The organism is Halomonas sp. G11 (assembly GCF_001663515.1).
Taxonomy (GTDB): Bacteria; Pseudomonadota; Gammaproteobacteria; order Pseudomonadales; family Halomonadaceae; genus Vreelandella.
The window spans coordinates 354856-379896 of sequence record NZ_LYXG01000041.1; the positions used below are offsets into that span (position 1 = coordinate 354856).

Below are 25041 nucleotides of genomic sequence, written 5' to 3' on the forward strand. Positions count from 1 at the left end.
CGTCAGGGCTTGTCATCAGGACGGGGGGACTGTACGTGGCGGGCAGGATGTCATACGCTTGTTTGAATAATCATCGAATAACCCTCTGGAGAACCGTGATGACTCGTGCGCCTGCCTATCCGCATCTTTTCCGTCCGATCACACTGGGGCATTTAACGCTGCCAAATCGGGTGTTGATGGGCTCCATGCACACCAATCTGGAAGAAGCGCCCAACGGCTTTGAGCGGCTGGCTGCGTTTTATGCAGAGAGGACAAGGGCCGGGGTTGGTCTGATCGTGACCGGCGGTATTGCGCCCAATGCCGAGGGGGCGGTCTTCCAGGGCGCCAACGCGCTGACCGAGGCATCGCAACTGGCAGAACATCGTCAGGTCGTCGACGCCGTTCACGCCGAGGGTGGGCATCTATGTATGCAGATTCTGCATGCCGGCCGCTATGCCTACTCGCCTGAGCTGGTGGCACCGTCGGCGATCCAGGCACCGATCAACCCCTTTACACCACGCGCGCTGACCAGCGATAAGGTCGAGCAGCAAATTGCCGACTACGTGCACTGTGCGAATCTCGCCCAGCAGGCAGGTTATGACGGCGTTGAGGTGATGGGCTCCGAGGGCTACTTGATCAACCAGTTCATCTGCCAGCGGACCAATCAGCGTGACGACGAATGGGGCGGTGACTTCGAGCGCCGGGTTCGCTTTCCCATCGAAATCGTCAAGCGCATCCGTGCCGCCGTGGGCGAACGGTTTCTGGTCATCTTCCGCCTGTCGATGATCGACCTGGTGGAAGAGGGCAGCACCTGGGAAGAAGTCGTTGCCCTGGGGAAAGCCATTGAAGCGGCCGGTGCCGATGTGATCAATACCGGTATTGGCTGGCACGAAGCCCGGGTGCCGACCATTGTCACCAGCGTCCCCCGCGCGGCGTTCAGCGAAGTGACCAAACGCATGAAGGCGGCCCTGTCGATCCCGCTGATCACCACCAATCGTATCAACATGCCGGATGTGGCTGAGCGGGTGCTCGCCGAGGGGCATGCCGACATGGTCTCCATGGCGCGGCCGTTTCTTGCCGACCCGGAATGGGTGCGCAAGGCCGAAGCGGGGCTGGCCGACGAAATCAACACCTGTATCGCCTGCAATCAGGCCTGCCTGGATCACACCTTTGCGGGCAAGCTCACCTCCTGCCTGGTCAACCCTCGCGCCTGCCATGAAACCGAATTGACGCTTGAGCCTGCCCGTATGGTGAAGCGCGTCGCGGTGGTCGGCGGCGGCCCGGCGGGCCTGGCGACAGCCGTGGAGTCGGCTCGCCGCGGCCATACCGTCGTGCTGTTTGAGCGTCGTGGCGAGCTCGGCGGACAGTTCAACTACGCCCGCAAGATCCCCGGCAAAGAAGAGTTCAATGAGACACTGCGCTACTACCGCGTGATGCTGAATAAACACGCCGTGGAGGTCCGCTTGAACACCCACGCCACCGTCGAATCCCTGGCGGACTTCGATGAGGTGGTGATTGCCACCGGCGTCATGCCCCGTGAACTGACGCTGCCCGGTGCCGATCATCCCAAGGTGCTGAGCTATGCTGAAGCGATTGAACACCCTAAGCGTGTTGGGCCCACGGTGGCGGTGATTGGCGCGGGCGGTATCGGCTTTGATGTCTCTGAGTTGCTGGCCCATCAGGGGCACCCGACGCTGGATCTGGCCGCATGGTGTGAGGAATGGGGCGTGGACCTTTCGATGGCGGCGCGGGGCGGTTTGAAAGCCCCCGCACCGCCTGCGTCGCCAAGAGAGATCGTCATGCTGCAGCGTAAAACCTCCAAGCCGGGTAAATACCTGGGCAAGACGACGGGCTGGGTGCACCGTGCGTCGCTCAAACAGCGCGGCGTCAAAACCCTCACCGGCTGTGAATACCTCAAGATCGACGATGACGGTCTACATATCCGCCAAGAAGGGCGGGACCAGGTGCTCGATGTGGCCTCCATCGTGGTCTGCGCAGGTCAGGAATCGGTGCGGGACCTGATTGCGCCGCTGGAGCAGAAAGGCCACCGCGTGCATGTGATTGGCGGCGCCGATGAAGCCGCTGAGCTCGATGCCAAGCGCGCCATTGACCAGGGCACCCGTCTGGCCGCTTCCTTATAGCACTGAAATGGCGATAGACTGGGTGTAACCTAGTTATTAAGTCTAACGAGTCGCAAACGGTGTGGGTGGCACCCAGCCCACGCCGCCAAGCCGTTAGATGAAAAGGATTGCCCACAAGGACTCGCCATAAGGATTATCGCCATGACCTCGGAGTGTACCCCACGATTTTTGGCCAGTGATAACACCTCCGGTATTTGCCCGGAAGCCATGGAATATCTGCTGCAAGCCAACCAAGCCGATGATCTCGCTTACGGCAATGACCGCTGGACAGCCCGTGCCGCCGATCGTTTTCGCGATATGTTCGACTTCGATTGCGACGTGTTTTTCGTCTTCAACGGCACCGCTGCCAATTCACTGGCCCTCTCCGCCATGGGGCGCAGTTACCATAGTGTGATCTGCCATGAACTGGCCCACATTGAAACCGACGAATGCGGTGGCCCTGAGTTTTTCTCCAACGGCGCCAAGCTGCTGACGTCGCCGGGTGCCAACGGCAAATTGACCCCGGAAGGCATCGAAGCGCTGGTCACCAAGCGCAGCGATATCCACTATCCCAAACCCAAGGTCATTTCGCTGACCCAGGCCACCGAAGTCGGCACGGTCTATTCCAGAGAGGAACTGCTGGCCATTCGCGCCATGGCGGACAAGTACGACCTGCGCCTGCATATGGACGGCGCTCGCTTTGCCAACGCCTGTGCCAGCCTGGATGCCACCCCGGCCGAGTTGACCTGGCAGGTAGGCGTCGACGCGCTGTGCTTCTCGGGTACCAAAAACGGCTTGGCGTTTGGTGAGGCCATTCTGTTTTTCAACCGGGAGCTGGCCGAAGATTTCTCTTACCGCTGCAAGCAAGCAGGCCAGCTGGCGTCTAAAATGCGCTTTGTCTCTGCGCCTTGGCTTGGGTTGCTGGAAAGCGGTGCCTGGTTGACCAACGCCCAGCACGCCAACGCCATGGCGCGCTACCTGTCCGATGGCCTGCAAGCCTTACCCGGCGTGTCGCTGATGTTTCCGACCGAGGCCAACAGCGTCTTCGTTGAATTGCCGCCCCGGGCCATCGAAGCGTTGAAAGCCAGAGACTGGACCTTTTATACCTTCATTGGCGCTGGCGGCGCGCGGTTTGTCTGTGCCTGGAATACCACCGTTGAATTACTCGACCAGTTGCTGACCGATATCCAGGAAGTGCTCGAATAGCCCCATCCCCGTTAGCCCCATCCCATTAGCTGCTCTCCGAGCGCCGCCTTCCAGGCGGCGTTTTGCGTTGGGTCTGTCAACGCAACTAATCTACCTACTCTACGCTCATAGAATGAAAGCGTTAGCGTTGAAGTTTGAGTCATCACATTTTGCTAATGCTGACTATGCTGATAAGCGACACCTCGTTTGGCACATCGCACCGATGTTGATTGGCTGGCGGTGACTGTCTGGGGATGGGCTACAGGAGAGTTCCATGAGCATCTTTGATCACGTTCAAGACCGTTTTGCCCGCGTTCAACAAGAGGACATGAGCCTTGAGGAGTATCTGGCGCTCTGTCGCCGTGACCCCAAGGCCTATGCCAGTGCGGCCGAGCGCATGCTGGAAGCCATTGGCGAGCCTGAGGTCATCGACACTGCCAAGGACTCGCGTCTCTCGCGAATTTTTTCCAATAAAGTCATCCGGCGTTACCCCGCGTTCGCCGAGTTCCACGGCATGGAAGAAGCCATCGAGCAGATCGTGTCGTACTTCCGTCATGCATCCCAGGGGCTAGAAGAGCGCAAACAGATTCTGTACCTGCTGGGCCCGGTGGGCGGCGGTAAATCGTCGCTGGCGGAGCGTCTCAAGCTGTTGATGGAACGGATTCCCTTCTATGCCATTAAAGGCTCGCCGGTTTATGAGTCACCCCTTGGCCTGTTCTCGCCTGAAGAAGACGGCGAGTTGCTTGAAAAAGAGTACGGGATTCCTCAACGCTACCTCAAAAGTGTCATGTCGCCCTGGGCGGCCAAGCGCTTGAAAGAATATGGCGGCGATATCTCCCAGTTCCGGGTCGTGCGTTTGTACCCGTCACGGCTTAACCAGATTGCTATTTCCAAAACCGAGCCCGGCGATGAGAACAACCAGGACATTTCGTCCCTGGTCGGCAAGGTCGATATTCGTCAGTTGGAGCTCTATTCCCAGGACGACCCGGACGCCTACAGCTTTTCCGGCGGGTTGTGCCGTGCCAACCAGGGGTTGATGGAGTTCGTCGAGATGTTCAAGGCACCCATCAAGGTGCTGCACCCCCTGCTCACGGCCACCCAGGAAGGCAACTACAACCCCACCGAGGGCATGGGGGCGATTCCCTTTGACGGCGTGATCCTGGCCCACTCCAATGAATCCGAGTGGCAGGCGTTTCGCAATAACCGCAACAACGAGGCGTTTCTTGACCGGGTGTATATCGTCAAGGTGCCTTACTGCCTGCGGGTAACCGAAGAAATCAAGATTTACCAGAAACTGCTCGAAGACTCGTCGCTTAACGCCGCGCCCTGCGCGCCGGATACGCTGCGCATGCTGGCGCAATTCTCCGTGCTTTCGCGGCTGAAGGTGCCCGAAAACTCGAGTATCTACTCCAAGATGCGCGTCTACGACGGCGAAAACCTCAAGGATACCGACCCACGAGCCAAGTCGATCCAGGAATACCGCGATGCCGCCGGGGTGGATGAAGGTATGCAGGGGCTATCAACCCGCTTTGCCTTCAAGATTCTCTCCAAGGTGTTCAACTTTGATGGCACGGAAACGGCAGCTAACCCCGTGCATTTGCTGTACGTGCTGGAACAGGCACTCGAGCGCGAGCAGTTACCGTCGGAAGTGTTCGAACGTTACATTGGCTTCATCAAGGAGTTCCTGGCCCCGCGCTACGTCGAGTTTATCGGCAAGGAAATCCAGACCGCTTACCTGGAGTCCTACAGCGAGTACGGGCAGAACATTTTTGACCGCTATGTCACCTACGCGGACTTCTGGATTCAGGATCAGGAATACCGCGACCCCGAGACCGGTGAGCTGCTCGACCGCCAGGCACTCAACGAAGATCTGGAGAAAATCGAGAAGCCCGCAGGGATCTCCAACCCCAAGGACTTCCGCCACGAAGTGGTCAACTTTGTACTGCGTGCGCGGGCGCAAAACAACGGCATGAACCCCAGCTGGCAGTCCTATGAAAAGCTCAAAGGCGTGATCGAACACAAGATGTTCGCCAATACCGAAGAGCTGCTGCCGGTGATTTCTTTCAATGCCAAGGCGTCCAAGTCGGACCAGAAGAAGCATGAGGATTTCGTTGCGCGGATGGTGGATCGTGGCTACACCGAAAAACAAGTGCGGCTACTCTCCGAGTGGTACCTGCGCGTACGCAAGTCCCAGTAGCGGATGCGCTTAAAAAGGAGGTCACATGACCTACTTCATCGATCGCAGGCCCAATGCCAAGCACAAGAGCGCGGTGAATCGGCAGCGCTTTTTGGAGCGTTACCGCAAGCATATCAAGCGCTCCGTGGAAGAAGCCGTCAACCGCCGCTCAATTACCGACATGGAGCGGGGCGAGAAGGTGTCGATCCCCACCAAGGATATTTCCGAGCCGGTGTTTCAGCACGGACCGGGCGGGGCGCGTGAGATCGTCTCGCCTGGCAACAAGGAGTTTCTGGCGGGCGATAAGATTCACCGCCCGCCTGGCCAGGGCGGCGGCAGCGGGTCCGGTGAAGGCAGCGCTTCCAATCAGGGAGAAGGCACCGATGAATTTGCCTTCACCCTGAGCCGCGAAGAGTTTCTGGAATTTGTCTTTGATGGGCTGGAACTGCCTCACCTTCAGCGCAAGCCGCTCAAGTCGCTGCAGGAAATCAAGATGGTGCGCGCCGGCCTGGCGCGGGACGGGGTGCCTTCGCGTATCAGCATCACCCGCTCGATGCGTGAAGCCTACGCGCGGCGTATCGCCATGCGCGCGCCCATCAAGCGCGCCCTGCGAGAGGCTCAGCAGGCACTTGAGGCCGAGGAGCGTAAAGATCCGGTGCTGCGCAATCCGGCGCGCATTACTGAACTGAAGGCCGAGATCGAGCGCCTGGAAAAACGCATTGAAGCGGTGCCGTTTATCGATACCTACGACCTGCGTTATCACCAACTGGCCGCCCAGCCACAACCCTCCAGCCAGGCGGTAATGTTCTGCGTCATGGACGTGTCCGGTTCGATGACCCAGAACCACAAGGACATCGCCAAGCGGTTTTTCCTGCTGCTGTATCTGTTTCTGGAAAAACACTATGAGAAAGTCGAGCTCGTCTTTGTCCGCCACCACACGGCTGCTCGGGAAGTCAGCGAAGAGGAGTTTTTCTACTCGCGGGAAACCGGCGGCACCATCGTGTCCAGTGCGCTCACCCTGGTCAAGAAGATCATCGACAAGCGGTACCCGCCGGAGCAGTGGAACCTGTATGTTGCCCAGGCTTCCGACGGCGACAACTGGGATGATGATTCAAACGTGTGCCGCGACTTGCTGGTCAAGCAACTGATGCCGCAGCTCCAGTACTATGCCTATGTGGAAATCACCCCCCATGACCATCAGTCGCTATGGCAGGAATACGAGACCGTGGCCGCTCGCTTTCCCGAGCAGTTTGCCATGCGTCAGATTATCGACGCCGGGGATATCTACCCCGTCTTCCGTGAATTGTTCAAGCGTCGCTTGAGTCAGCAGCACTGACCGCCCGTTGAGGAGTGCGCCATGAATGCCACCCACAAGCCGATTGCGACCGGTTCCGATTGGAACTTCAGCATCCTTGAGCGTTTTGATGCCGAGCTGGCTCGGCTTGCCGACGAATACCGGCTGGATACCTATCCCAACCAGATTGAAGTGATCACCACCGAGCAGATGATGGATGCCTACGCCAGCGTCGGCATGCCGGTAGGCTACCACCACTGGTCGTTCGGCAAGCAGTTTCTCGCTGTCGAGCAGGCCTACAAGCGCGGCCAGATGGGACTGGCCTACGAGCTGGTCATCAACTCCAACCCCTGTATCGCCTACCTGATGGAAGAAAACACCCTGATGATGCAGGTGCTGGTCATGGCCCATGCCTGTTACGGGCATAATTCCTTCTTCAAAGGCAATTACCTGTTTCGCACCTGGACCGACGCGGAGTCCATCGTCGATTATCTGGTGTTCGCTCGCCACTACATTGCAAAGTGCGAGGAGCGCCATGGTGTTCAGGCGGTCGAGCAGCTGTTGGATGCCTGCCATGCGCTGCAAAACTACGGGGTGGACCGTTACAAGCGGCCGTCGCCGATTTCGGCGGAAGAAGAAGCCAAACGCCAGGACGAACGCGAGGCCTACCTGCAAACCCAGGTGAATCTGCTGTGGCGCACGATCCCCGACAGTCCGGAAGGCGGCGAGTCGTTGCCCGGCAGTTTATCGCCGGAAGAAGATGACCCGCTCGGGCTGCACAGTGGCGGCCGTTACCCTCCCGAGCCCCAGGAAAACCTGCTCTACTTTGTCGAGAAGAACGCGCCGCTACTGGCCCCATGGCAGCGTGAAATCGTGCGCATCGTGCGTAAACTGGCGCAGTATTTTTACCCCCAACGGCAAACCCAGGTAATGAACGAGGGCTGGGCGTGCTTCTGGCACTATACCCTGATGAATCGCCTTTACGACGATGGCAATGTCGATGAAGGGCTCATGCTCGAGTTTTTACAGTCCCATGCAGCGGTGATCAACCAGCCCGCGTTTGATAGCCCTTATTACAGCGGCATCAACCCCTATGCCCTGGGCTTTGCCATTTTCATGGATATCAAACGCATCTGCGAAGCGCCCACCGACGAGGATCGGCAGTGGTTTCCGGATATGGCGGGTTCGCCCTGGCGGGAGGCAGTCGAATTCGCGATGCGCAACTTCAAGGATGAATCCTTTATCCAGCAGTTTTTGTCGCCCAAGGTCATGCGCGATCACAAGCTGTTTCTGGTGGTCGACGATGATCAGGAGGAAATGCTGGAGGTGGCCGCCATTCACAACGAACAAGGCTACCGGCGAGTACGCGATGCGCTGGCAACGCAATACGCCCTATCGGTGCGCGAGCCCAATATTCAGGTCGTGGAAGCGGCCATTAGGGGGGATCGTTCACTCACGCTGCACCATGTGCAAGACAGCCGCCGCCCACTGGCACGTAGCGTATATCCGGTGATTCGGCACTTGCAGAAGCTATGGGGGTTCCCCGTCCACTTGATCTCCATGGAAGAGGGGCGCGTCACGCGCCGTTACCGGTGGCCGGTGGAAGAAAGCACTCAAAGCGAAGAGTGACGTAAACTCAAGAGGGCATGATGGCAGAGGCGTATGACGTCTCTGCCATCTTGGTTGTTAACCTTGCGCGACCCAGGACTGGCACCAGCCACCGGGCTCGACGCTGTTTTCCGGGAAAAGCTGGCAACCTTGGTTATCGGCGGAGTAGAACATGCAGTTGTCACACCGCTGTCCCTCTTCATAGGCCGGGTGATCGCTGGCATCCGCTGCGTCTTCCACGTAGTTCAATGCCTGGGCATTGCTTGCCGAAGGGTCCAGGCGCGGTAGCGTTTGCGCAAAGGCGGTTTTGGACAGGATACCCGCACCCAGCGGCAGGGCAGCCAGGCTGAGCATGCTGGATCGCATGAAGGCACGTCGGCTTTGGTTAGCCATGGTTGCTCCTCGTCGTCATTGACTGACGTATTGTCACGGTGTCTGTTATTGACGGTGCTTTTATTATATAGCGCCGAATGTAATCAGCGCATATTTGCATGCTAGCGAAACTCGTCGTGGAGTGCGAATACCCTGAACGGTGCAGCGACAATCGGTCACGCTGAGAGCGACTTTGTTAGCGTCGCTATTTTTAGCCTCACTGTTTTTGCGCCACTACTTTTTGCACCACTACGCCCGCTGCCAGGGCCCTGTTATACTCCTGCCACTATCAGACCATATCCAACACCGACAGTTCATGAGGGCGCGATGCAAAACGCAGTCATCCTAATCAATACCGAGAAAGGTCAGGTCAAGGCCGTCGCTGAGCGCCTGGCGGATGTCGACGGTATCAGCGAGGTGTATTCGACCTGCGGCCGCTACGATCTGGTGGCTATCGCACGGACTCGTGACTTCGAGAGCCTGGCCGACCTGGTCACCGAACGACTTAATGCCGTTGAAGGTATCAGCGACACGGAAACGCTCAACGCCATGCAGGTGCACTCGCGCCACGATCTGGAAACCATGTTTTCACTGGGTTGGTAACGCGCCCTTTCTGATCAAGGGCTGGATCTAGCGGGTCAGGGGAGTTGTGGGATTGGGTAAGTTACGCTTGGGTTGGCGTCGGCAGACCAGACGAATAGGGATTCTCGTGCTGTTTGTGGTGCTGGGCAGCGTGCTCTGGCAGTACCAGGAGCGCCAGCATCAAGATATGTACACCTGGCAGGGCGTGCCGACCTGGGAGGCGCTGAGCTTTACGTCCTTCCACCGGGTGCTGCGCAACGACGGTTTTCTGGTGGGCTGGTCGGACGTTCGCGTCAACCCGCTCTGGGTCAGTTATCAGGTCGCCGCCGTGGACGATACGCGCATTGGATCGCGCCCGGACTTTCGTCCCGACTGGCGGACATTATGGCCGGTGGGCACTGACAGCTATTCCGGCAGCGGCTACGACCGCGGCCACCTGGCCCCCAACTATGCCATCGCCGCCGTTCACGGCCGTAGCGCACAGCTCGACACCTTCTACATGAGCAACATGACCCCGCAACGGCCCAATCTGAACCGCCAGCTCTGGCAGCGTTTGGAAGAAGCCGTCATGGATCATTTCGCGCCGCGTTTTGATCGCCTGCAAATCATTACCGGCCCCATCTTTCCTGAACGCTTTATGGATAACGTCTTCAATCGCGTGGGCCTGGTCGAAGTGCCCGAGGCGTTCTACAAGATCATCGTGGCACCCCACGATGAAGCACCGCTCGCGCTTGCCTTCATCATGCCCCAGGACGTGCGCGGCAACGAGCCACTGGACGACTACCTGGTCAGCATTGATGACATCGAAGCACGCACCGGTCTGGACTTTTTCCATGAGCTGAATGACAACGTGGAAAGTGTCCTGGAAAGCGAAATCCGCACTGGCGGCTGGGCGCTGGAAGAAGTGGCGAAAAAGCCGGGGCGTTATCAATAGGTAAGGCTGATTTCATGTTGCGTAGTACTGATTAGGAAGTGCTGATTAGGAAGTGCTGAGCACCCAGTGGCGAAAAGCACGCATAGGGTCTGTCAGGTGTCGATGCTCAGGTGTAAGCAGGGATAAACTGCCTTTACTCGGCAGAGTGAAAGGCAGTGCTTGCACAAGATTTCCCTGATCAAGCTCAGCACTTAGAAGACGCATCCAGCCAAGTGTCACCCCCTGACCCGCCAGCGTAGCATTCATCAGCAACTGGAAACTGTTGGCTCGTAGCGTATGAAGAGGTGCCTGCCAGTCCAGGTCCAATTCTCGGTACCATGTTTCCCAGGTTAGCCAATCATGGTAATGGTCTTCCACCACCATGAGATTGTGGCTAGTTAGCAACTGCTTCGCATCAATCACCTTGCCATGGCGCTCCAGATAAATGGGGCTACAAACGGCTGATACCATCTCATGCTCGAAAATGGCATCTGCCAACAGCCCTGGTGGGTCAACCTCATTGGGAACGCGGTAGTAGATGCCAAGATCGAACTCTGCCAGATCAAGTCGACGGGGATCTTCGACGGTCAATATCCGAATTTCAATGTCAGGGTACGCACGCTGAAAGTCAGGGAGCTGACGCGCTAGCCAGATTGAAGCAATGGTGGGGCTAGATGCCAGTGTCAACTGTCGGTCGTCTCCCCTTCGCCTAAGGCGAGCCGTTTCATCCCTTAGTTCGCGTAACAGTCCCTGTACAACCCGGAAGTACTGCTCCCCGGCCGGGGTAAGACGCAATCCTTCATAATGACGCTCGAAAAGAAGCCGCCCCAGGTCAGCTTCGAGACGCTTGATTTGACGGCTCACGGCGCTTTGAGACAAGTTAAGTTCGCTGCCTGCCTGAGTGAAACTGCAGTATCGTGCAGCAGCTTCAAAGGCACTTAAGCTGGTAAGCGGGGGTAAGGCATCGCGCATTGAATAAAACTCTAGAGTCGGCAAGACGTTTCCTGAGAATAACACTGCCTGGCAGTATCTGCCGCCAAGCAGTGTCAGAGTAGGTAAACGCTCTAGATCGCCGTGCGAGGGATTTCTCTCTCCCAGGACTTATCGCTCACTAATGTATCGCCTTCATAGGCATGCTGTTCAGCCTTCAGGTAAAAAGTCGTTTCGTCACAATGCAGGTGATAACGACTGAATACGGACACAGCGAAGTGATCTTTTTCTCCGGCTCGGCTGGCGCGATACGTCCATTCAATATCGGCGCGGGTACGGGTCGCGTCGACAGGATGGCTTGAATAAACTTCTTTTGCGTACTGTTCAACGCGTAAGCCATGATCAAGGAACTGTATGTCCCCCATGTCATCCTCGACGATGACGCTGACCTCCCCGCTACCGACGTCCTCGTTGATAGTTCGCTTTGGTTGGCCCTTGCGGATGGTGTCCACCGGGCAGGGCGTAGCACTTTCGGGAGGCTTGAAGGGCATGGGGATATAAGCGGCTTTGGCTAACGGCAGCTCTATGGTTGGTGTGCCAGACTTCAATGTAAGATCAGCGCGTTTGCGAGGCGACCAGACCAGCGGGAAACTGGCGCTGGAAAGTGCGACCCTTAGACGATGACCCCGAGGCAGCCGATAGCCGACGAGATCCAGGGCCAGGTGAATATCCATCGGTTCGCCAGGCGTTGGAGGGGTAATAACGGCGGGGTCGTCGCGCAGGTTAAGGTTGAGCGTACCGTAGGTAATCAGGGCGCTTTCGCCGCCAGGGGCGATATCGCAGAGGCGGACATGAAGCTGACCACAATCTTCATGACTGCTGAGTGTTGCCCTTAGCGTTGGTTGCCCCAGAATATCCAGTCCATCTGCGTAGGGCTCTGAATCGAATACCTGCGAGAGACCATCATCACGCCGTTGGTCGGTGGGGAAATCAGCGCCAAACCAGAGGGGAATATATTCCCCTTGCAGGGCGCCAGTGGTCAGAGGGGATGCAATCAGTTTGTCCTGACTCAGGTAGGCGCCTACTGAAAGGCCTTGGTCACCTAGCGTGAGTGAGATCGGCTCAACTTCGGCATGAGACGCTGGCCAGCAATGAGTCTGTACCCATTTGCCAGGCCGTTCGGCGTATTTGGGGGCGGGCGGCAGGCCGTCCTGGAGATAAAAAGTACAGGCGGGTTCATCCATGATGCCTGTCTCAATACCCTTGAGCCAGTAATCCCACCAACGAAGTGCTTCCTGCAAAAAGCCGATGGCTGGGTCTGGTGTCGCATAATGTGGATACTTGTGCATCCAAGGACCTATCAGCGCCTTTTTAGGGCTCTGCAGTTCTTTCATCATCCTGGGGATGCTATTGATGTAGGAGTCAGCCCAGCCGCTTATCATGTAAACCGCCGCTTCAATGTCGGCATAGTTCTCGCATATAGAGCCATGTTGCCAATAAGCATCCCGGTATTGATGGTCCAACCAGGTCTCGGCCAACAACGGCATGTTATCAAGGCGCAACTTCCACATGTCGCGCCATTTTTCTCCTACCAGGGCAGGGTCGGGGACCGCCGCAGAAAAACTCAGCATGGTGGCTGCCCAACCAAGGTTTTCCAGCAGCATATTGCCGCCCTTGTAATGGATATCATCCGCATACCGATCATCCGTAGAGCACAGCGTGATGATCGCTTTGAGTGGTTCAGGACGTAATGCGGCCACTTGCAGGCTGTTAAAGCCGCCCCAGGATATGCCCATCATGCCTAGATGACCCGTGCACCATGGTTGGTTGGCAATCCAGTCGATGACTTCCAGGGCGTCGGCTTGCTCCTGAGGTGTGTACTCGTCCTCCATCAAGCCATCCGATTCGCCATTGCCTCGCATGTCGACCCGTATACAGGCGTATCCATGCCCGGCAAAGTAGGGATGCGTCAACTCATCTCTGATCGCGGTACCGTCCCGTTTGCGGTAGGGGAGGTACTCCAGAATGGCCGGCACCGGTTGCGCTTCAGCATTTACCGGCAACCATATGCGCGCCGCTAGCAAAGTGCCGTCAGACAGGGGAATCAGAACATTCTCTAGCTCGCGAACGCTGTGTGGGAAATCCTGCTTGATATTCATGATGCACGCTTGTTGCTGGTAGGGGTGGGGGGATCGCTAAGTTGCTGAGGATTTCTCAGCCAGACCCACAAAGAGCCGGTAGCCATGAGCACAATGAGCAGCGCGGGAAGGCCGCCCAGATTAGACAGCATTTTGATGCCATCAATGCCGACGAAACTCACCATGACCCAGGCGACAATGCCGACGATGACGCCCCAGACAACTTTCATGGTGATCCCGGCATTCAAATCAGAATCGGCTGTCAGGCCGCGAGTGCAGAGATTACCGATGGCGTCTGTTTGCGAGTCAGCGGCAGTGACATAAGAGATAAAGGCTATGAAAAGCAGGACCGGGATCAATACCTCAGAAAGAGGCAGCTGACGGAACAGTTCGTAAAGCACATTTTCCACACCCCGTTCACTAAGGATGGCATGCAGGCCGACATCGGTATGTGCTTGATAGTAGAGCGCCGCACCCGAAAATATTGTGATCCAGGTACTGGCAAATAGCGCGGGATAAATCAGGTTAACGCGGAGAAACTGCCGCACGGTGTAGCCGCAGGATATTTTGCCCAGGAACAGTGCTGCGACCGGCGCCCAGGCAAACCAGACTGCCCAGTAAAATATCGACCACCACTGTGGCCACTGATCTTCACCTGCACTGCCTGTGAAGAGGCTCTTGGTGAAGAAATTGTCGATAAATACCCCAAACGACTCCACGCCAAGGGTCAAACTGAAGATGGTTGGGCCGACGACAAAGGCGAATACACCAAGGATAAGCAGCAAAACGGCATTGAGTGATGACAGCCGTGCAATGCCTTTCTGTAAGCCGCTGGCAGCGGAAAGAACAAAGGTGGTCACAATGATGGCAACAATAATACCGAGCCGTATTGGGTCGCTTTCACCGCCCAGGTACTGGCCTACTCCCCCCGACAATGTCAGTGCGCCAGTGCCGAGCGAAGACGCCATGCCCGCTACCAGCGCGTATAGTGAAATAGCATCGATGAGCCCGGAAAAGCGTTTGATTCTTGAGCCGAAAAGGGGTTCCAGCATGCTGGAAATAGAAAAGCGCAGGCGCAAGTTGTAAAAAGCCAGGGCGAATATTAAGGCGGGGACGGCATAGATGGCATAAGGCGTGAATGTCCAGTGTAAAAACATGGTCGACATTGAAAACAGCATCGCATCACTTGAGCCAGCCTCTAGACCACTTGAGCTGGGAGGGCCCATGAAATGGTAAAGCGGTTCCGCTGTGGTCCAGAACAGAACGCCCACTGCGAGGGTGGTGCACAAGGTGATCGAAAACCAGCGGATCGGTGACAGTATTGGCTTGGCATGCGGCCCTCCAATGCGAAGCTGGCCCAGCGGAGAGAAGTAAACGATGACGGCCATCACCAACAGGTAGAGGCTGCCCAGGCTGAAAAGCCATGAAAAATTAGTCAGGATGGCGTCATTCAATGCGCTGGTAACGGCTAGAAAAGCTTCTAAGTTGATATAGCTGGCAATAACTGCAGCGAGTAAAACCAAAAAGGTTGGCCAGAACACCAGTGGCCGAAGTGTTTTTGTCTGCATATCGTTCTCCCATTGTCGTTATCGTCATGCATAAACGTCATGGCATGACGATTCAACGTAACGTCTTTACAGCCGTTATATAAAACGCAGAATGGGAATGAGGGTATGCGTCCAGTGCATGCAGGAGGTGGTGTTGATAGGTGCCTAATAGCGTATGGCCCAAAAGAGAGGGCAGTACCTGAGCGTATAGGTAAAGTAAAAATCTGACGGGAAGGCAGTAACATAGATATTGAGTACTTGATGCGGACTGGACCACTATCGATGGTGCCCAGGAGAGGACTTGAACCTCCACGACCATACGGTCACTAGCACCTGAAGCTAGCGCGTCTACCAATTCCGCCACCTGGGCGCATCAAGTTGTCACTTGCGGGTTGTGTTCGATTGGTGCCCAGGAGAGGACTTGAACCTCCACGACCATACGGTCACTAGCACCTGAAGCTAGCGCGTCTACCAATTCCGCCACCTGGGCGAACACAACTTTTTACACCAATCAGCCTCGTGGAAAGGGGATAACACAAGTTTGATTGGTGCCCAGAAGAGGACTTGAACCTCCACGACCATACGGTCACTAGCACCTGAAGCTAGCGCGTCTACCAATTCCGCCATCTGGGCAAGTGGCGCGTATGATACCCGTGTATTGGCTAAATGCAAGCGTTAGGCAGGGGTTTTTGACGTCGAAATACGAGAATCGTTGCCTAGGTGGTTGGGTGATGGGCCTCACAGCGCTATAATGCACGCATGACCAAACAAAATATGAAATTTTTCAGCCGAGTGAACGCTGAAAGCCCCCATCCGCGGCATGCAATGCACGCGCTTTTTTTACGCCTCCCGCCAACGCAAGCAAGGATGTTGATCGCATGAAGTACTGGACATTGAATGATGATCCGCACGCCGAGCGCGAGGCGCATAAGTACGATAATCCCGCGCCGAGCCGTGAGTATCTACTGGCGGCGCTGGAACAGCACGGTAAACCGGTTACCCACGAAGACATGAGCCAGCTGCTGGGTCTGGAAGACGAAGACCATCATGAAGCCGTGCGCCGTCGGCTGGCCGCCATGGAACGCGACGGCCAGGTGCTGCGCGACCGTCGAGGCGCCTATGCGTTGATCAACAAGCTCGACCTTATCAAGGGCAAGGTGCTTGGCCATCGTGACGGCTTCGGTTTTCTATTGCGCGACGACGGCAAGAAACCAGACCTGGTGCTGCCTCCGCGCCAGATGCGTCGCGTCTTCCATGGTGACCATGTACTGGTGAGAATCAGCGGCCGTGACCGCCGTGGTCGCGATGAAGCCACCATCGCCGATGTCATCTCACGCAACACACAGACCATTGTGGGTGTTTACCGCAGTAATACGCCGGAATTCGGCATCCTGATCCCCGAAAATCCGCGTATCACCCAGGAAGTGATTATCCCCCACAGCGCCTGTAACGGTGCTAAAGACGGGCAGGTCATTTCAGCCAAGATCGTCAAGCAACCTGAAACCCGGGTGCAGCCAGTGGGTGAGGTGATCGAAGTGCTCGGCGAGCGTATGGACCCGGGTATGGAAATCGATATCGCCATTCGCAGCTACGAGATTCCGGCTGAATTCCCGCCGGAAGTGCTGGACCAGACAAGCGGTATATCGGCAGAGGTGCTTGAAGACGATAAGCAGCACCGGGTCGACCTGCGTGACACACCGCTGGTGACCATCGATGACGAGTCGGCCAAGGACTTCGACGATGCGGTCTGCGCCTGGAAAACCAAGTCGGGTAGCTGGAAGCTGCTGGTGGCGATTGCGGATGTTTCCCACTATGTTCGCCCCGGCACGCCGCTTGACGATGAAGCGCGCAAGCGGGGCAACTCGGTGTACTTCCCTGGCCAGGTAGTCCCCATGCTGCCGGAACTGCTTTCCAACGGGCTGTGCTCGCTCAATCCGCACGTTGATCGTCTGGTGATGGTCTGCGAGATGAATATCTCGAAGACGGGCGCTATCAGCCGCTACCGTTTCTACGAAGCGGTGATGAACTCCCATGCACGTCTCACCTACAACAAGGTGGCGGCGATGCTCGAGGAGGACAACGAGGAAGGCAAGGCGCTGCGCGAAGAACATGCCGGGCTGGTCAAACCGCTGGAAAATCTCCATGAGCTTTACACGCTGCTGCGCCAGGCGCGGGAAGAGCGCGGGGCGATCGACTTCGATACCACCGAAACGGCGATTATCTTCAACGATGAGCGCAAGATCGAGAAAATCGTGCCGCGCAGCCGTAACGATGCGCACAAGATGATCGAAGAGTGCATGCTGGCGGCCAACGTCGCCACCGCGCGCTTCCTGGATAAACATGATTTGCCCGCGCTGTACCGTATTCATGAGCGCCCAACGCCCGAGCGGCTCGATAAGCTGCGTCTCTTCCTTAACGAGCTGGGGCTCTCGCTAGGCGGTGGCGATATGCCAACGCCTCAGGACTACCAGGCGCTGCGTGAGACGATCACTGATCGTTCAGACTTCGATATCATCCAGACCGTCATGCTGCGCTCGATGAATCAGGCGGTGTATTCACCGCAGAACGAAGGACACTTCGGTCTGGCCTATCAGGCCTATGCGCACTTTACCTCGCCGATTCGCCGCTATCCGGATCTGCTGGTGCACCGCGCCATCCGCTCCGTAATTCGCGGGCCGCGCCAGACCAATACCGTGCTAAGAGTCGAAGGTGCCCCGGTCGAGCCGCCGAGCAAGTGGTGCCCGTACACCTTCGAGCAGATGCTCGAACTGGGTGAACACTGCTCCATGACCGAGCGCCGCGCCGACGACGCCACCCGCGACGTGGAAAGCTGGCTCAAGTGCGAGTTCATGTCCGACAAACTGGGCGAAACCTTCGATGGCACCATTGCCTCGGTCACCCAGTTTGGTTTGTTCGTCCGCCTGGATGCGTTCTATGTGGAAGGCCTGGTGCACGTCACCTCGCTGCCATCGGACTACTACCACTACGAGGCGGAAAAGCATCGCCTGAAAGGCGAACGCACCGGTACCACCTACCGACTGGGTGATGGTTTGAGCGTTCAGGTGGCCCGCGTGGATATGGACGATCGCAAGATCGATTTTGCCTTGGCCGACGAGAAACCGCGTCCGCGTCGCCAGCCGCGCAAAAAACCGTCCACCGAAGGGGCCAAGACGTCTGGCAAGGGCGATAAAGAAAGGTCCGGCAAGGATAAGCCCGGCCAGGATAAGTCCGGCAAGGATAAGCCCGATACGCGTCGTGGCCCCCGGCGCACGCGCAAGGGTCCGCGCAAGCCATCACCGAACAAGGGCTGAGCATGAAGTCGCCAGCCTCACAGAAGCGCCCGAACACCCCGGATGGCCTCGACCAGGTGTACGGCGTTCACGCCTTGCAGAGTCTGCTCGAGCGCGGTGAAGCCCCCAGGGAGATCTGGGTACAGCAGGGCGCTGGCAATCGGTTGAGCGAACTGTTGACCCAGGCGGGTGGCCAGGGCGCGCGCATCATAGAGCACCCGCGTGCCGTGCTGGATCAACTGACCCAGGGGGCCGCGCATCAGGGCGTGGTGGCCTTTTGTCCGCCGCTGTCCCCCGAAAGCGAAGAATCGCTGTGGCTCAAGCTGCGCGCCTGGCCGTCGAGCACGCCGCCTTTGCTGCTGGTGCTGGATGGCGTGACCGATGTTCACAACTTCGGTGCCTGCCTGCGCAGTGCCGACGCCGCCGGGGCCCACGGCGTGATCGTTGCAAAAGACAAGGCTGCACCCCTGAACGCAACCGTGCGGAAAGTGGCCTGTGGCGCCGCCGAGGTCGTGCCGGTGTATCAGGTCACCAATCTGGCCCGGGCAATGGCGAAGCTCAAGGATGCGGGCTTGTGGATTACCGGCACCGCCGGTGAGGCCGACGCCAGCGTATACGATATCGACATGTCGGGCCCGACCGCGCTGGTCATGGGGGCCGAAGGCAAGGGCATGCGCCGTTTGACCCGCGAGGCGTGCGATAACCTTGCCAAACTGCCCATGGCCGGGCAGGTGTCGAGTCTGAATGTGTCCGTTGCCGCCGGTATCTGTTTATTTGAGGCGGTACGCCAGCGTCAGCTTGCAAGTTAACCCGACCACCACTAGAATGCATGCGCCCGTTTGTCTGGCAAACGGGCGCTCGTTCTTATGAACGTTTGCTACGTACGGTTATTAAATCGTTGTTCTGCTTGATGCCAATGCCATTGAATCATCAATGGACGATGGCACTTCAGTTAACTCCTTGCTTCTATGTCGCGTTGCCTGGTGCTTGCGCATAAGAAGCTGCCAAACCGCAAGGAGATCCCATGCGTCATTATGAAATCGTGTTTATGGTCCACCCGGATCAAAGCGAGCAAGTCCCCGCCATGGTCGAGCGCTACACCAGCCTCGTGACCGAAAGCGGCGGCACTGTGCATCGCCTTGAAGATTGGGGCCGTCGTCACCTGGCTTACCCGATCAACAAGATCCACAAAGCCCATTACGTGCTGATGAACGTTGAATGTACGGGTGAGACACTCGACGAAATCGAGAACATCTTCCGCTTCAACGATGCCATCATCCGCAGCCTGGTTGTGCGCTGTAAAGAAGCCGTGACCGAAGCATCGCCGATGATGAAGCCGGCAGAAGAGAAGCGTCCGCGTCGCGAAGAAAAACCGCGCGCTGAAGCTGAAGAATCTGAATCCGAATCTGCCTGATTGCATTCACTCCACGTAACCTAAGGAGCTTATTCCATGGCACGTTTTTTCCGTCGCCGTAAGTTTTGCCGCTTCACCGCCGAAGGCGTCAAGCAGATCGACTATAAAGATCTCGACACGCTGAAGGCTTACATCACCGAAACCGGTAAAATTGTTCCAAGCCGCATTACCGGCACCAAGGCCCGCTACCAGCGTCAGCTGGCAACGGCTATCAAGCGTTCGCGCTACCTGGCGCTGCTGCCCTATTCCGACAGCCACCAGTAAGCGCTTAACGTGATGCTAGCACTGGCGCGATGGCTAATGCGTGGCACGCCCTACGCCGCAGGCGGGGCAGCGTTGGCCACCTTCGTGCCCTGGCTGTTTTGGCTGGGTGCCGCCATCAGCGCACTGGTAACGCTTCGACGCGGTTTTGCGCAAGCCCTGCCCGTTACCATCGCGGCGGCACTGCCAGCCGGGATGTGGTGGGTACAGGGTGATGTGATTCCGCTGGCCAGCATCTTGCTGGTGACGTTGATGGCCGTTGTCCTGCGTGAGCGCATGCGCTGGAGTGAAGCCCTTATTCTCGGCGCGATTGCCGCCGCCGTGATGGTACAGTTGGGTATCTTCAGCCCACCGGCGGGTACCGAGCAGATGCTCGAACAGCTACGCCAAGGCTCGCAGGAAGTTGATCGGATGCTCAACGAGTTTGCCGATCAGGGCTATGATACCCAGCAGCTAGCCGCACTTGTCGTTGGTGGTGTCACTGGGTTTGTCGTGCTGCTTGCCGCGGTTGCCTGTCTGGCACTGGCGCGTAGCTGGCAAGCTGGGCTTTATAACCCGGGTGGTTTCCGTGAAGAGTTTCATGGGCTGCGTCTAGCACCCAAGGAACTGATCGTGCTGATTGTCTTGAGTGTTATCAGCATGGTGCTGGGCATCTCCGCGTTGGCGATGCTGGCCTGGATACCACTGCTAGTGGCTGGCATTGCATTAGTGCATGGTATTGTTGGATTAAAGGGGATGAACGGGCTGTGGCTGGTAGCGTTCTATGTGCTGCTGATCACGACCTGGCCCACGATTCTCATTGTGCTGCTGTTGGGGCTGATAGATACATTCGCGAACATTCGCGCACGCCTTGCCCGCAGCAATTGACTAGAGGTTTACGAGATGGAAGTCATTCTGCTCGACAAAATTGGTAAGCTGGGCGGCCTTGGTGACAAAGTCACTGTGAAGCCTGGTTATGGTCGTAACTACCTGGTGCCTTACGGCCTGGCAGTACCGGCAACGAAAGATAATATTGCGGCGTTCGAAGCCCAGCGTGCTGAGCTCGAAGCCCAAGCGGCCGAGCGCAAGGCAGAAGCCGAAGCACGCGCTGAACAGCTCAACGACATCGAACTGTCGTTGGTCTCCAAAGCGGGCGAAGAAGGCAAGCTGTTCGGCTCGATTGGTCCTCGCGACCTGGCAGACGCCATTTCGTCTGCCGGTATCGAGGTTTCCAAAAGCGAAGTGCGTATGCCGCTGGGTCCGATTCGCCAGACCGGCGAATACGACATCGCGCTTCACTTGCACGCTGAAGTGGATGCCGCTGTACGCGTCGTCGTCGTCGCAGAGTAAGCACTGTACGACCGGCAACGTCCTAAAGGGCGCGGGGATTTCCCCGCGCCCTTTATTATTGGTAGACAGTCAGTATTTGTAGACAGCCGAGCGTGACGCTCACGGTAGTGATTGCGATCATCGGCGGCTAAGATATAGCGTTTATTGACGACGCCGTCGTGTTTAAAGGAGCTCGTTATGCAGGACCAGCCACCCGCTGACCAGGAAACAGCAGCGCTCAAGCTGCCACCCCACTCGCTAGAGGCAGAGCAGTCAGTACTGGGCGGGCTGATGCTGGATAATCAGGCCTGGGACGGTATTTCCGACCGTCTGGTGGCCGACGATTTCTATCGCTATGAGCATCGCCTGGTGTTCAACGTGATGATCCATCTGGCTGAGTCCGGACAGCCAATGGACGTGGTGACTCTCTCTGAAGCGCTGGAAGACCGTGACCAGCTGGATACCGTGGGCGGGCTGGCGTTTCTGGCCGAACTGGCAAGGAACACGCCCTCGGCAAGCAATATTCGCGCCTATGCGGATATCGTCCGCGAACGGGCCACGTTGCGCAAGCTGATCCGTGCCGCCAACCAGATCGCCGAAGGGGCCTTTGCACCCCAGGGGCGTCCCGCCGATGAGTTGCTCAACGAAGCCGAGCGGCTGGTCTTCCAGATTGCCGAAGAGCGCCCCAAAACCGGCGGCCCGATTGGCATGAGCGACCTGTTGACCAAGGCGGTCGACCGCATCGATGAACTCTTCAACCTCAAAGGCCAGATGACCGGCTTATCGTCGGGCTTTCGCGATCTCGATGAAATGACATCCGGGCTGCAGCCGTCCGACCTGGTGATCATCGCCGGAAGGCCCTCGATGGGTAAGTGCTTGATGAGTGGGTCGCGTCTTGTCGACCCGGACACTGGCGCGCTGGTCACGATTGATGAACTTGTGGCACGTCAACAAGCGCCGCTTCTGACGCTAACCGATGATTTCAAGCTGAAGCAATCCCGTGCATCGGCGTTTGTCGATGATGGCGAAAAGCCCGTTTTCCGTGTTCGTACGGCGACAGGAAGAGAAGTGGCGACAACGCTAACGCATCCGTTTTTAACCGGTGATGGCTGGCAACCGCTGGAAAAGATAGCCGTTGGTGAGCGAATTGCAGTGCCCCGGGAAATACCGGTGTTTGGCCAAGAGGCAATGCCTGAGCATCAAGTCAAGACGTTGGCGTTCATGTTGGCCGATGGGGGCACAACGCAAACCTGCCCCATGTTCACCAACCATAGCACCGAACTTCGCGCTGAATTTACCCAAGCAGTGAGCCATTTTCCTGGCGTCACTTGTCGTTTGGTTGAAAATGCAGACAAAGCGGCCGGACGGGCACCCGTCTTGCGAGTTAGCCGTGATGCAGCCCGCTTTCACCCTTTGAGGGAGCGGTTTTCACAAACACTGCGCGAGACACTAAAGGCCAAGCGCATGACCGGGGAAGCGTTGGCCGTGTTGCTAAACGTGAGTAAAGCAGCGGTTAGTGCCTGGTGCAATGGAAACGCTGTGCCTGCTCAGGCAACTTACATGCGTCTTTGCGAGACGTTGAACATGCCTTTGGCCAGGGACAATGCTGAATTCGACTATAGCGCTGTGGCTAAAAATGCGCCAAACCCTGTCAGGCAGTTTCTTGAAGTGCACGGTGTGTGGGCCAAAAAGGCACAGCACAAGCGCATGCCAGACTGCATATTTCGGTTACCTAAACAGCCGCTAGCCCTGTTTCTAAACCGTCTTTTTGCCTGTGATGGCAGCGCCTTTGTGCAGGCAAATGGCCAAGGCCGTATCAGCTATTCATCATCAAGCCGTGAACTGATCCGCGATGTCCAGCATTTGCTACTCCGCTTTGGCATCTTGTGCAAAATCCGTGAGAAGCAACATCGATATGCCAATCTGCGCCAATCACCCTGGGAGCTTGAGATACTTGACCAGGCAAGCCAAAAACGTTTCATCCAGGACATTGGTATTTATAGCAAAGAGCAGGCATTAGAACCGCTTCGTGCCTGTCTCAATACAAAACGCGCGCACAGTAACCGCGATAGCTTGCCCAAGTCGGTCAATCGCTATGTGCTGGCCAGGAAAGGCGAGCGTTCCTGGCGTGAGCTGTTTGCGCAATCGGGTGACCCCTTGCCGGTGGGTTATAACCCGCATTTGTCAGGTCGCAGTGAGCGCTGTCTATCACGCCACCGGGCTGCCGAATTTGCCCGCCTCTTAGAGGGGGATGCATACCTCGAAAATCTAGCGACATCCGATGTTTATTGGGATGAGGTTGTCGCCATCGAGCCCCTCGGCATGCAGCAGGTCTACGACTTGACGGTAGACGATACGCATAACTTTGTTGCGGAAGATATCTGTGTTCATAACACCACCTTCGCCATGAATTTGGTCGAACACGCCGTCATTTCCAGCGATAAACCGGTGATGGTGTTTTCCATGGAGATGCCCGCGGAATCGCTGATGCTGCGGATGCTGTCCTCCCTGGGGCGCATCGACCAGACCCGGGTGCGTACCGGGCAACTGGAAGATGAGGATTGGCCGCGGCTGACCTCAGCGGTCAACCTGCTGAAAGACAAGCAGCTGTTTATTGACGATACGGCGGCGCTGTCGCCCAATGAAATGCGCTCGCGTATTCGCCGTGTCGTGCGCGAGCACGGCAACATGGCGATGATCATGATCGACTATCTGCAGCTGATGCAGATCAGCGGTTTTTCCGAAAACCGCACCGGCGAGATCTCGGAAATTTCACGTTCACTGAAGGGGTTGGCGAAAGAGTTCAACTGTCCGGTCGTCGCCCTTTCGCAGCTGAACCGCTCCCTTGAGCAGCGCCCCAACAAGCGTCCGGTCATGTCGGATCTGAGGGAATCGGGCGCCATCGAACAGGATGCAGACGTGATCGCCTTCGTTTATCGCGATGAGGTCTATAATCCAGATAACCCTGATAATCAGGGTATTGCCGAGCTGATTATCGGTAAGCAGCGTAACGGTCCCATCGGCACCGTGCACATGGCCTTTATCGGCCGCTACACACGCTTTGAAGATCTGGCACCGGACAGCTACGGCGAAGCTTTCGGCGACTAGATGTGTAATGAGTCGCTTGAGCATGGTCGGCAAGCTCGTATAATGCCCGGCCAAACAGCAAACAGAACGGGAGCACAGCATGGCAGGTGGTTTTCGGCGTGGTAATCGTCAGCGTCTACCCAAGTTGGAAGCGCGCGGGGAGTTGCAGTCCCTCGAACGCGAAGGGCCCTTCAAGGAGTGGCTGGGCATGCCCGACCTGTACCGCTACTACATTGAGGTCGATGGCGAAAAATACAGCTACCAGACCGAAGACTCAGAGTTGCCGGTGAAGGTAGGGGATAAAGTGGTGTTTCGTTACAAGCAGACCAAAGCAGGCAACTGGATCGATCGCAATTCGCTGGGCAAGGCGATTGACCCCTCGGAATATCAATAGCCTGAGCTAGGAACTCTCCTGGGGCATCAGCGTCATAGCCTTAACATAGCACTGCAACAAAAATGCCATTATCTTTCGGCATGCTATGTGACTGACATGCTAATAACCCCAGGAGGGAACCATGGAAATGACGTCGCTCAAGGCGTTTGTTGCTCAACATGATAATTTCGAAATACGTGTTATCAGCCATGCGGGCAGCCGCTACTATCAAGTGGAACTGGAAGACGTGGAAGGCACGCGCCATATGTTGACCCGGCGTGGCAAGCCGATGATGTTTCGTGCGCTGGATGATATCTATCTGGAGTTGAAACGCGCCGACATCCACCGCGCTTATCTGGTTCAGCACGTTGCCCACGACGAAATGATTGGCCGTGATGCTCACTACAATGCCCCGTTAAGCTCGCGTGTGCCGCTGGTTTTTTAAACCTTCTGCATGCGCGCTA

20 protein-coding genes and 3 tRNA genes are annotated in these 25041 nt (G+C 57.0%); 16 read left to right on the top strand and 7 right to left on the bottom strand.

What is annotated here, in order from left to right; translation table 11 throughout:
* The first annotated feature begins 98 nt into the window (after positions 1 to 98).
* The 5 genes from ADS46_RS16105 to ADS46_RS16125 all read left to right on the top strand — a co-directional run bounded on the left by ADS46_RS16105 (position 99) and on the right by ADS46_RS16125 (position 8383).
* Positions 99 to 2120: an NADPH-dependent 2,4-dienoyl-CoA reductase gene (locus tag ADS46_RS16105; RefSeq protein ID WP_066321699.1), complete on the top strand. Its 2022-nt coding sequence runs from the start codon at positions 99 to 101 to the stop codon at positions 2118 to 2120.
* A 141-nt stretch (positions 2121 to 2261) separates the two neighbouring features.
* Positions 2262 to 3305: a threonine aldolase family protein gene (locus tag ADS46_RS16110; RefSeq protein WP_066321700.1), complete on the top strand. Its 1044-nt coding sequence runs from the start codon at positions 2262 to 2264 to the stop codon at positions 3303 to 3305.
* 253 nt (positions 3306 to 3558) lie between these two features.
* Entirely contained in the window at positions 3559 to 5481 is a 1923-nt protein-coding gene (locus tag ADS46_RS16115) for a PrkA family serine protein kinase (protein WP_066321701.1), read from the top strand.
* 25 nt (positions 5482 to 5506) lie between these two features.
* On the top strand, positions 5507 to 6796 hold the full coding sequence (locus ADS46_RS16120; protein ID WP_066321703.1) for a YeaH/YhbH family protein: 1290 nt from the start codon (positions 5507 to 5509) through the stop codon (positions 6794 to 6796).
* 21 nt (positions 6797 to 6817) lie between these two features.
* Complete coding sequence (locus ADS46_RS16125) at positions 6818 to 8383, top strand: SpoVR family protein (protein WP_066321704.1); 1566 nt, start codon at positions 6818 to 6820, stop codon at positions 8381 to 8383.
* Between the two features lie 57 nt (positions 8384 to 8440).
* Here ADS46_RS16125 and ADS46_RS16130 read toward each other — a convergent pair whose 3' ends face one another.
* Positions 8441 to 8755 carry a high-potential iron-sulfur protein gene (locus ADS46_RS16130; protein ID WP_066321706.1) on the bottom strand — a complete coding sequence of 105 codons (315 nt, stop codon included), beginning with the start codon at positions 8753 to 8755 and terminating at the stop codon, positions 8441 to 8443.
* Positions 8756 to 9061: 306 nt separating this feature from the next.
* Here ADS46_RS16130 and ADS46_RS16135 point away from each other — a divergent pair, with 306 nt between their 5' ends.
* Together ADS46_RS16135 and ADS46_RS16140 are read left to right on the top strand one after the other, a co-directional pair.
* Positions 9062 to 9337 (top strand): Lrp/AsnC family transcriptional regulator, encoded by a 276-nt coding sequence (locus ADS46_RS16135; RefSeq protein ID WP_027338179.1) that lies wholly within the window; start codon positions 9062 to 9064, stop codon positions 9335 to 9337.
* A 67-nt stretch (positions 9338 to 9404) separates the two neighbouring features.
* Positions 9405 to 10250, top strand: coding sequence for a DNA/RNA non-specific endonuclease (locus tag ADS46_RS16140; RefSeq protein ID WP_066321805.1), 846 nt, complete (start codon positions 9405 to 9407; stop codon positions 10248 to 10250).
* Positions 10251 to 10295: 45 nt separating this feature from the next.
* On the opposite strand, the gene ADS46_RS16145 is transcribed toward ADS46_RS16140, so the two are convergent.
* The 6 genes from ADS46_RS16145 to ADS46_RS16170 form a co-directional block, all read right to left on the bottom strand.
* Positions 10296 to 11201 carry a LysR substrate-binding domain-containing protein gene (locus tag ADS46_RS16145; protein WP_066321707.1) on the bottom strand — a complete coding sequence of 302 codons (906 nt, stop codon included), beginning with the start codon at positions 11199 to 11201 and terminating at the stop codon, positions 10296 to 10298.
* A 92-nt stretch (positions 11202 to 11293) separates the two neighbouring features.
* Entirely contained in the window at positions 11294 to 13318 is a 2025-nt protein-coding gene (locus tag ADS46_RS16150) for a CocE/NonD family hydrolase (protein WP_066321709.1), read from the bottom strand.
* Positions 13315 to 14865: a BCCT family transporter gene (locus ADS46_RS16155; RefSeq protein ID WP_066321710.1), complete on the bottom strand. Its 1551-nt coding sequence runs from the start codon at positions 14863 to 14865 to the stop codon at positions 13315 to 13317. The genes ADS46_RS16150 and ADS46_RS16155 overlap by 4 nt, the downstream gene beginning before the upstream one ends.
* A 262-nt stretch (positions 14866 to 15127) precedes the next feature.
* Positions 15128 to 15214: transfer RNA gene (locus tag ADS46_RS16160), tRNA-Leu, on the bottom strand.
* A gap of 33 nt (positions 15215 to 15247) precedes the next feature.
* A tRNA-Leu gene (locus ADS46_RS16165) sits at positions 15248 to 15334 on the bottom strand.
* 56 nt (positions 15335 to 15390) lie between these two features.
* A tRNA-Leu gene (locus tag ADS46_RS16170) sits at positions 15391 to 15477 on the bottom strand.
* Positions 15478 to 15722: 245 nt separating this feature from the next.
* Between ADS46_RS16170 and rnr the strand changes: the two genes are divergently transcribed.
* The 9 genes from rnr (at position 15723) to ADS46_RS16215 (ending at position 25022) form a co-directional block, all read left to right on the top strand.
* Positions 15723 to 18155, top strand: a complete 2433-nt coding sequence (gene rnr / locus ADS46_RS16175; protein WP_066321713.1) for a ribonuclease R — start codon at positions 15723 to 15725, stop codon at positions 18153 to 18155.
* Between the two features lie 2 nt (positions 18156 to 18157).
* On the top strand, positions 18158 to 18943 hold the full coding sequence (rlmB, locus tag ADS46_RS16180) for a 23S rRNA (guanosine(2251)-2'-O)-methyltransferase RlmB (RefSeq protein WP_066321714.1): 786 nt from the start codon (positions 18158 to 18160) through the stop codon (positions 18941 to 18943).
* 215 nt (positions 18944 to 19158) lie between these two features.
* Entirely contained in the window at positions 19159 to 19548 is a 390-nt protein-coding gene (rpsF, locus tag ADS46_RS16185) for a 30S ribosomal protein S6 (RefSeq protein ID WP_066321716.1), read from the top strand.
* Between the two features lie 36 nt (positions 19549 to 19584).
* A complete protein-coding gene (gene rpsR, locus ADS46_RS16190) occupies positions 19585 to 19812 on the top strand; it encodes a 30S ribosomal protein S18 (protein ID WP_009097135.1) in 228 nt (75 codons plus the stop codon).
* Positions 19813 to 19824: 12 nt separating this feature from the next.
* Positions 19825 to 20676: a hypothetical protein gene (locus ADS46_RS16195; RefSeq protein WP_066321717.1), complete on the top strand. Its 852-nt coding sequence runs from the start codon at positions 19825 to 19827 to the stop codon at positions 20674 to 20676.
* Between the two features lie 15 nt (positions 20677 to 20691).
* Entirely contained in the window at positions 20692 to 21138 is a 447-nt protein-coding gene (gene rplI / locus ADS46_RS16200) for a 50S ribosomal protein L9 (protein WP_066321718.1), read from the top strand.
* 177 nt (positions 21139 to 21315) lie between these two features.
* Positions 21316 to 24225 (top strand): replicative DNA helicase, encoded by a 2910-nt coding sequence (dnaB, locus tag ADS46_RS16205; protein ID WP_066321719.1) that lies wholly within the window; start codon positions 21316 to 21318, stop codon positions 24223 to 24225.
* 79 nt (positions 24226 to 24304) lie between these two features.
* Entirely contained in the window at positions 24305 to 24598 is a 294-nt protein-coding gene (locus ADS46_RS16210) for a hypothetical protein (RefSeq protein WP_066321721.1), read from the top strand.
* A gap of 121 nt (positions 24599 to 24719) precedes the next feature.
* A complete protein-coding gene (locus ADS46_RS16215; RefSeq protein ID WP_066321722.1) occupies positions 24720 to 25022 on the top strand; it encodes a DUF6482 family protein in 303 nt (100 codons plus the stop codon).
* The last annotated feature ends 19 nt before the right edge of the window (positions 25023 to 25041 follow it).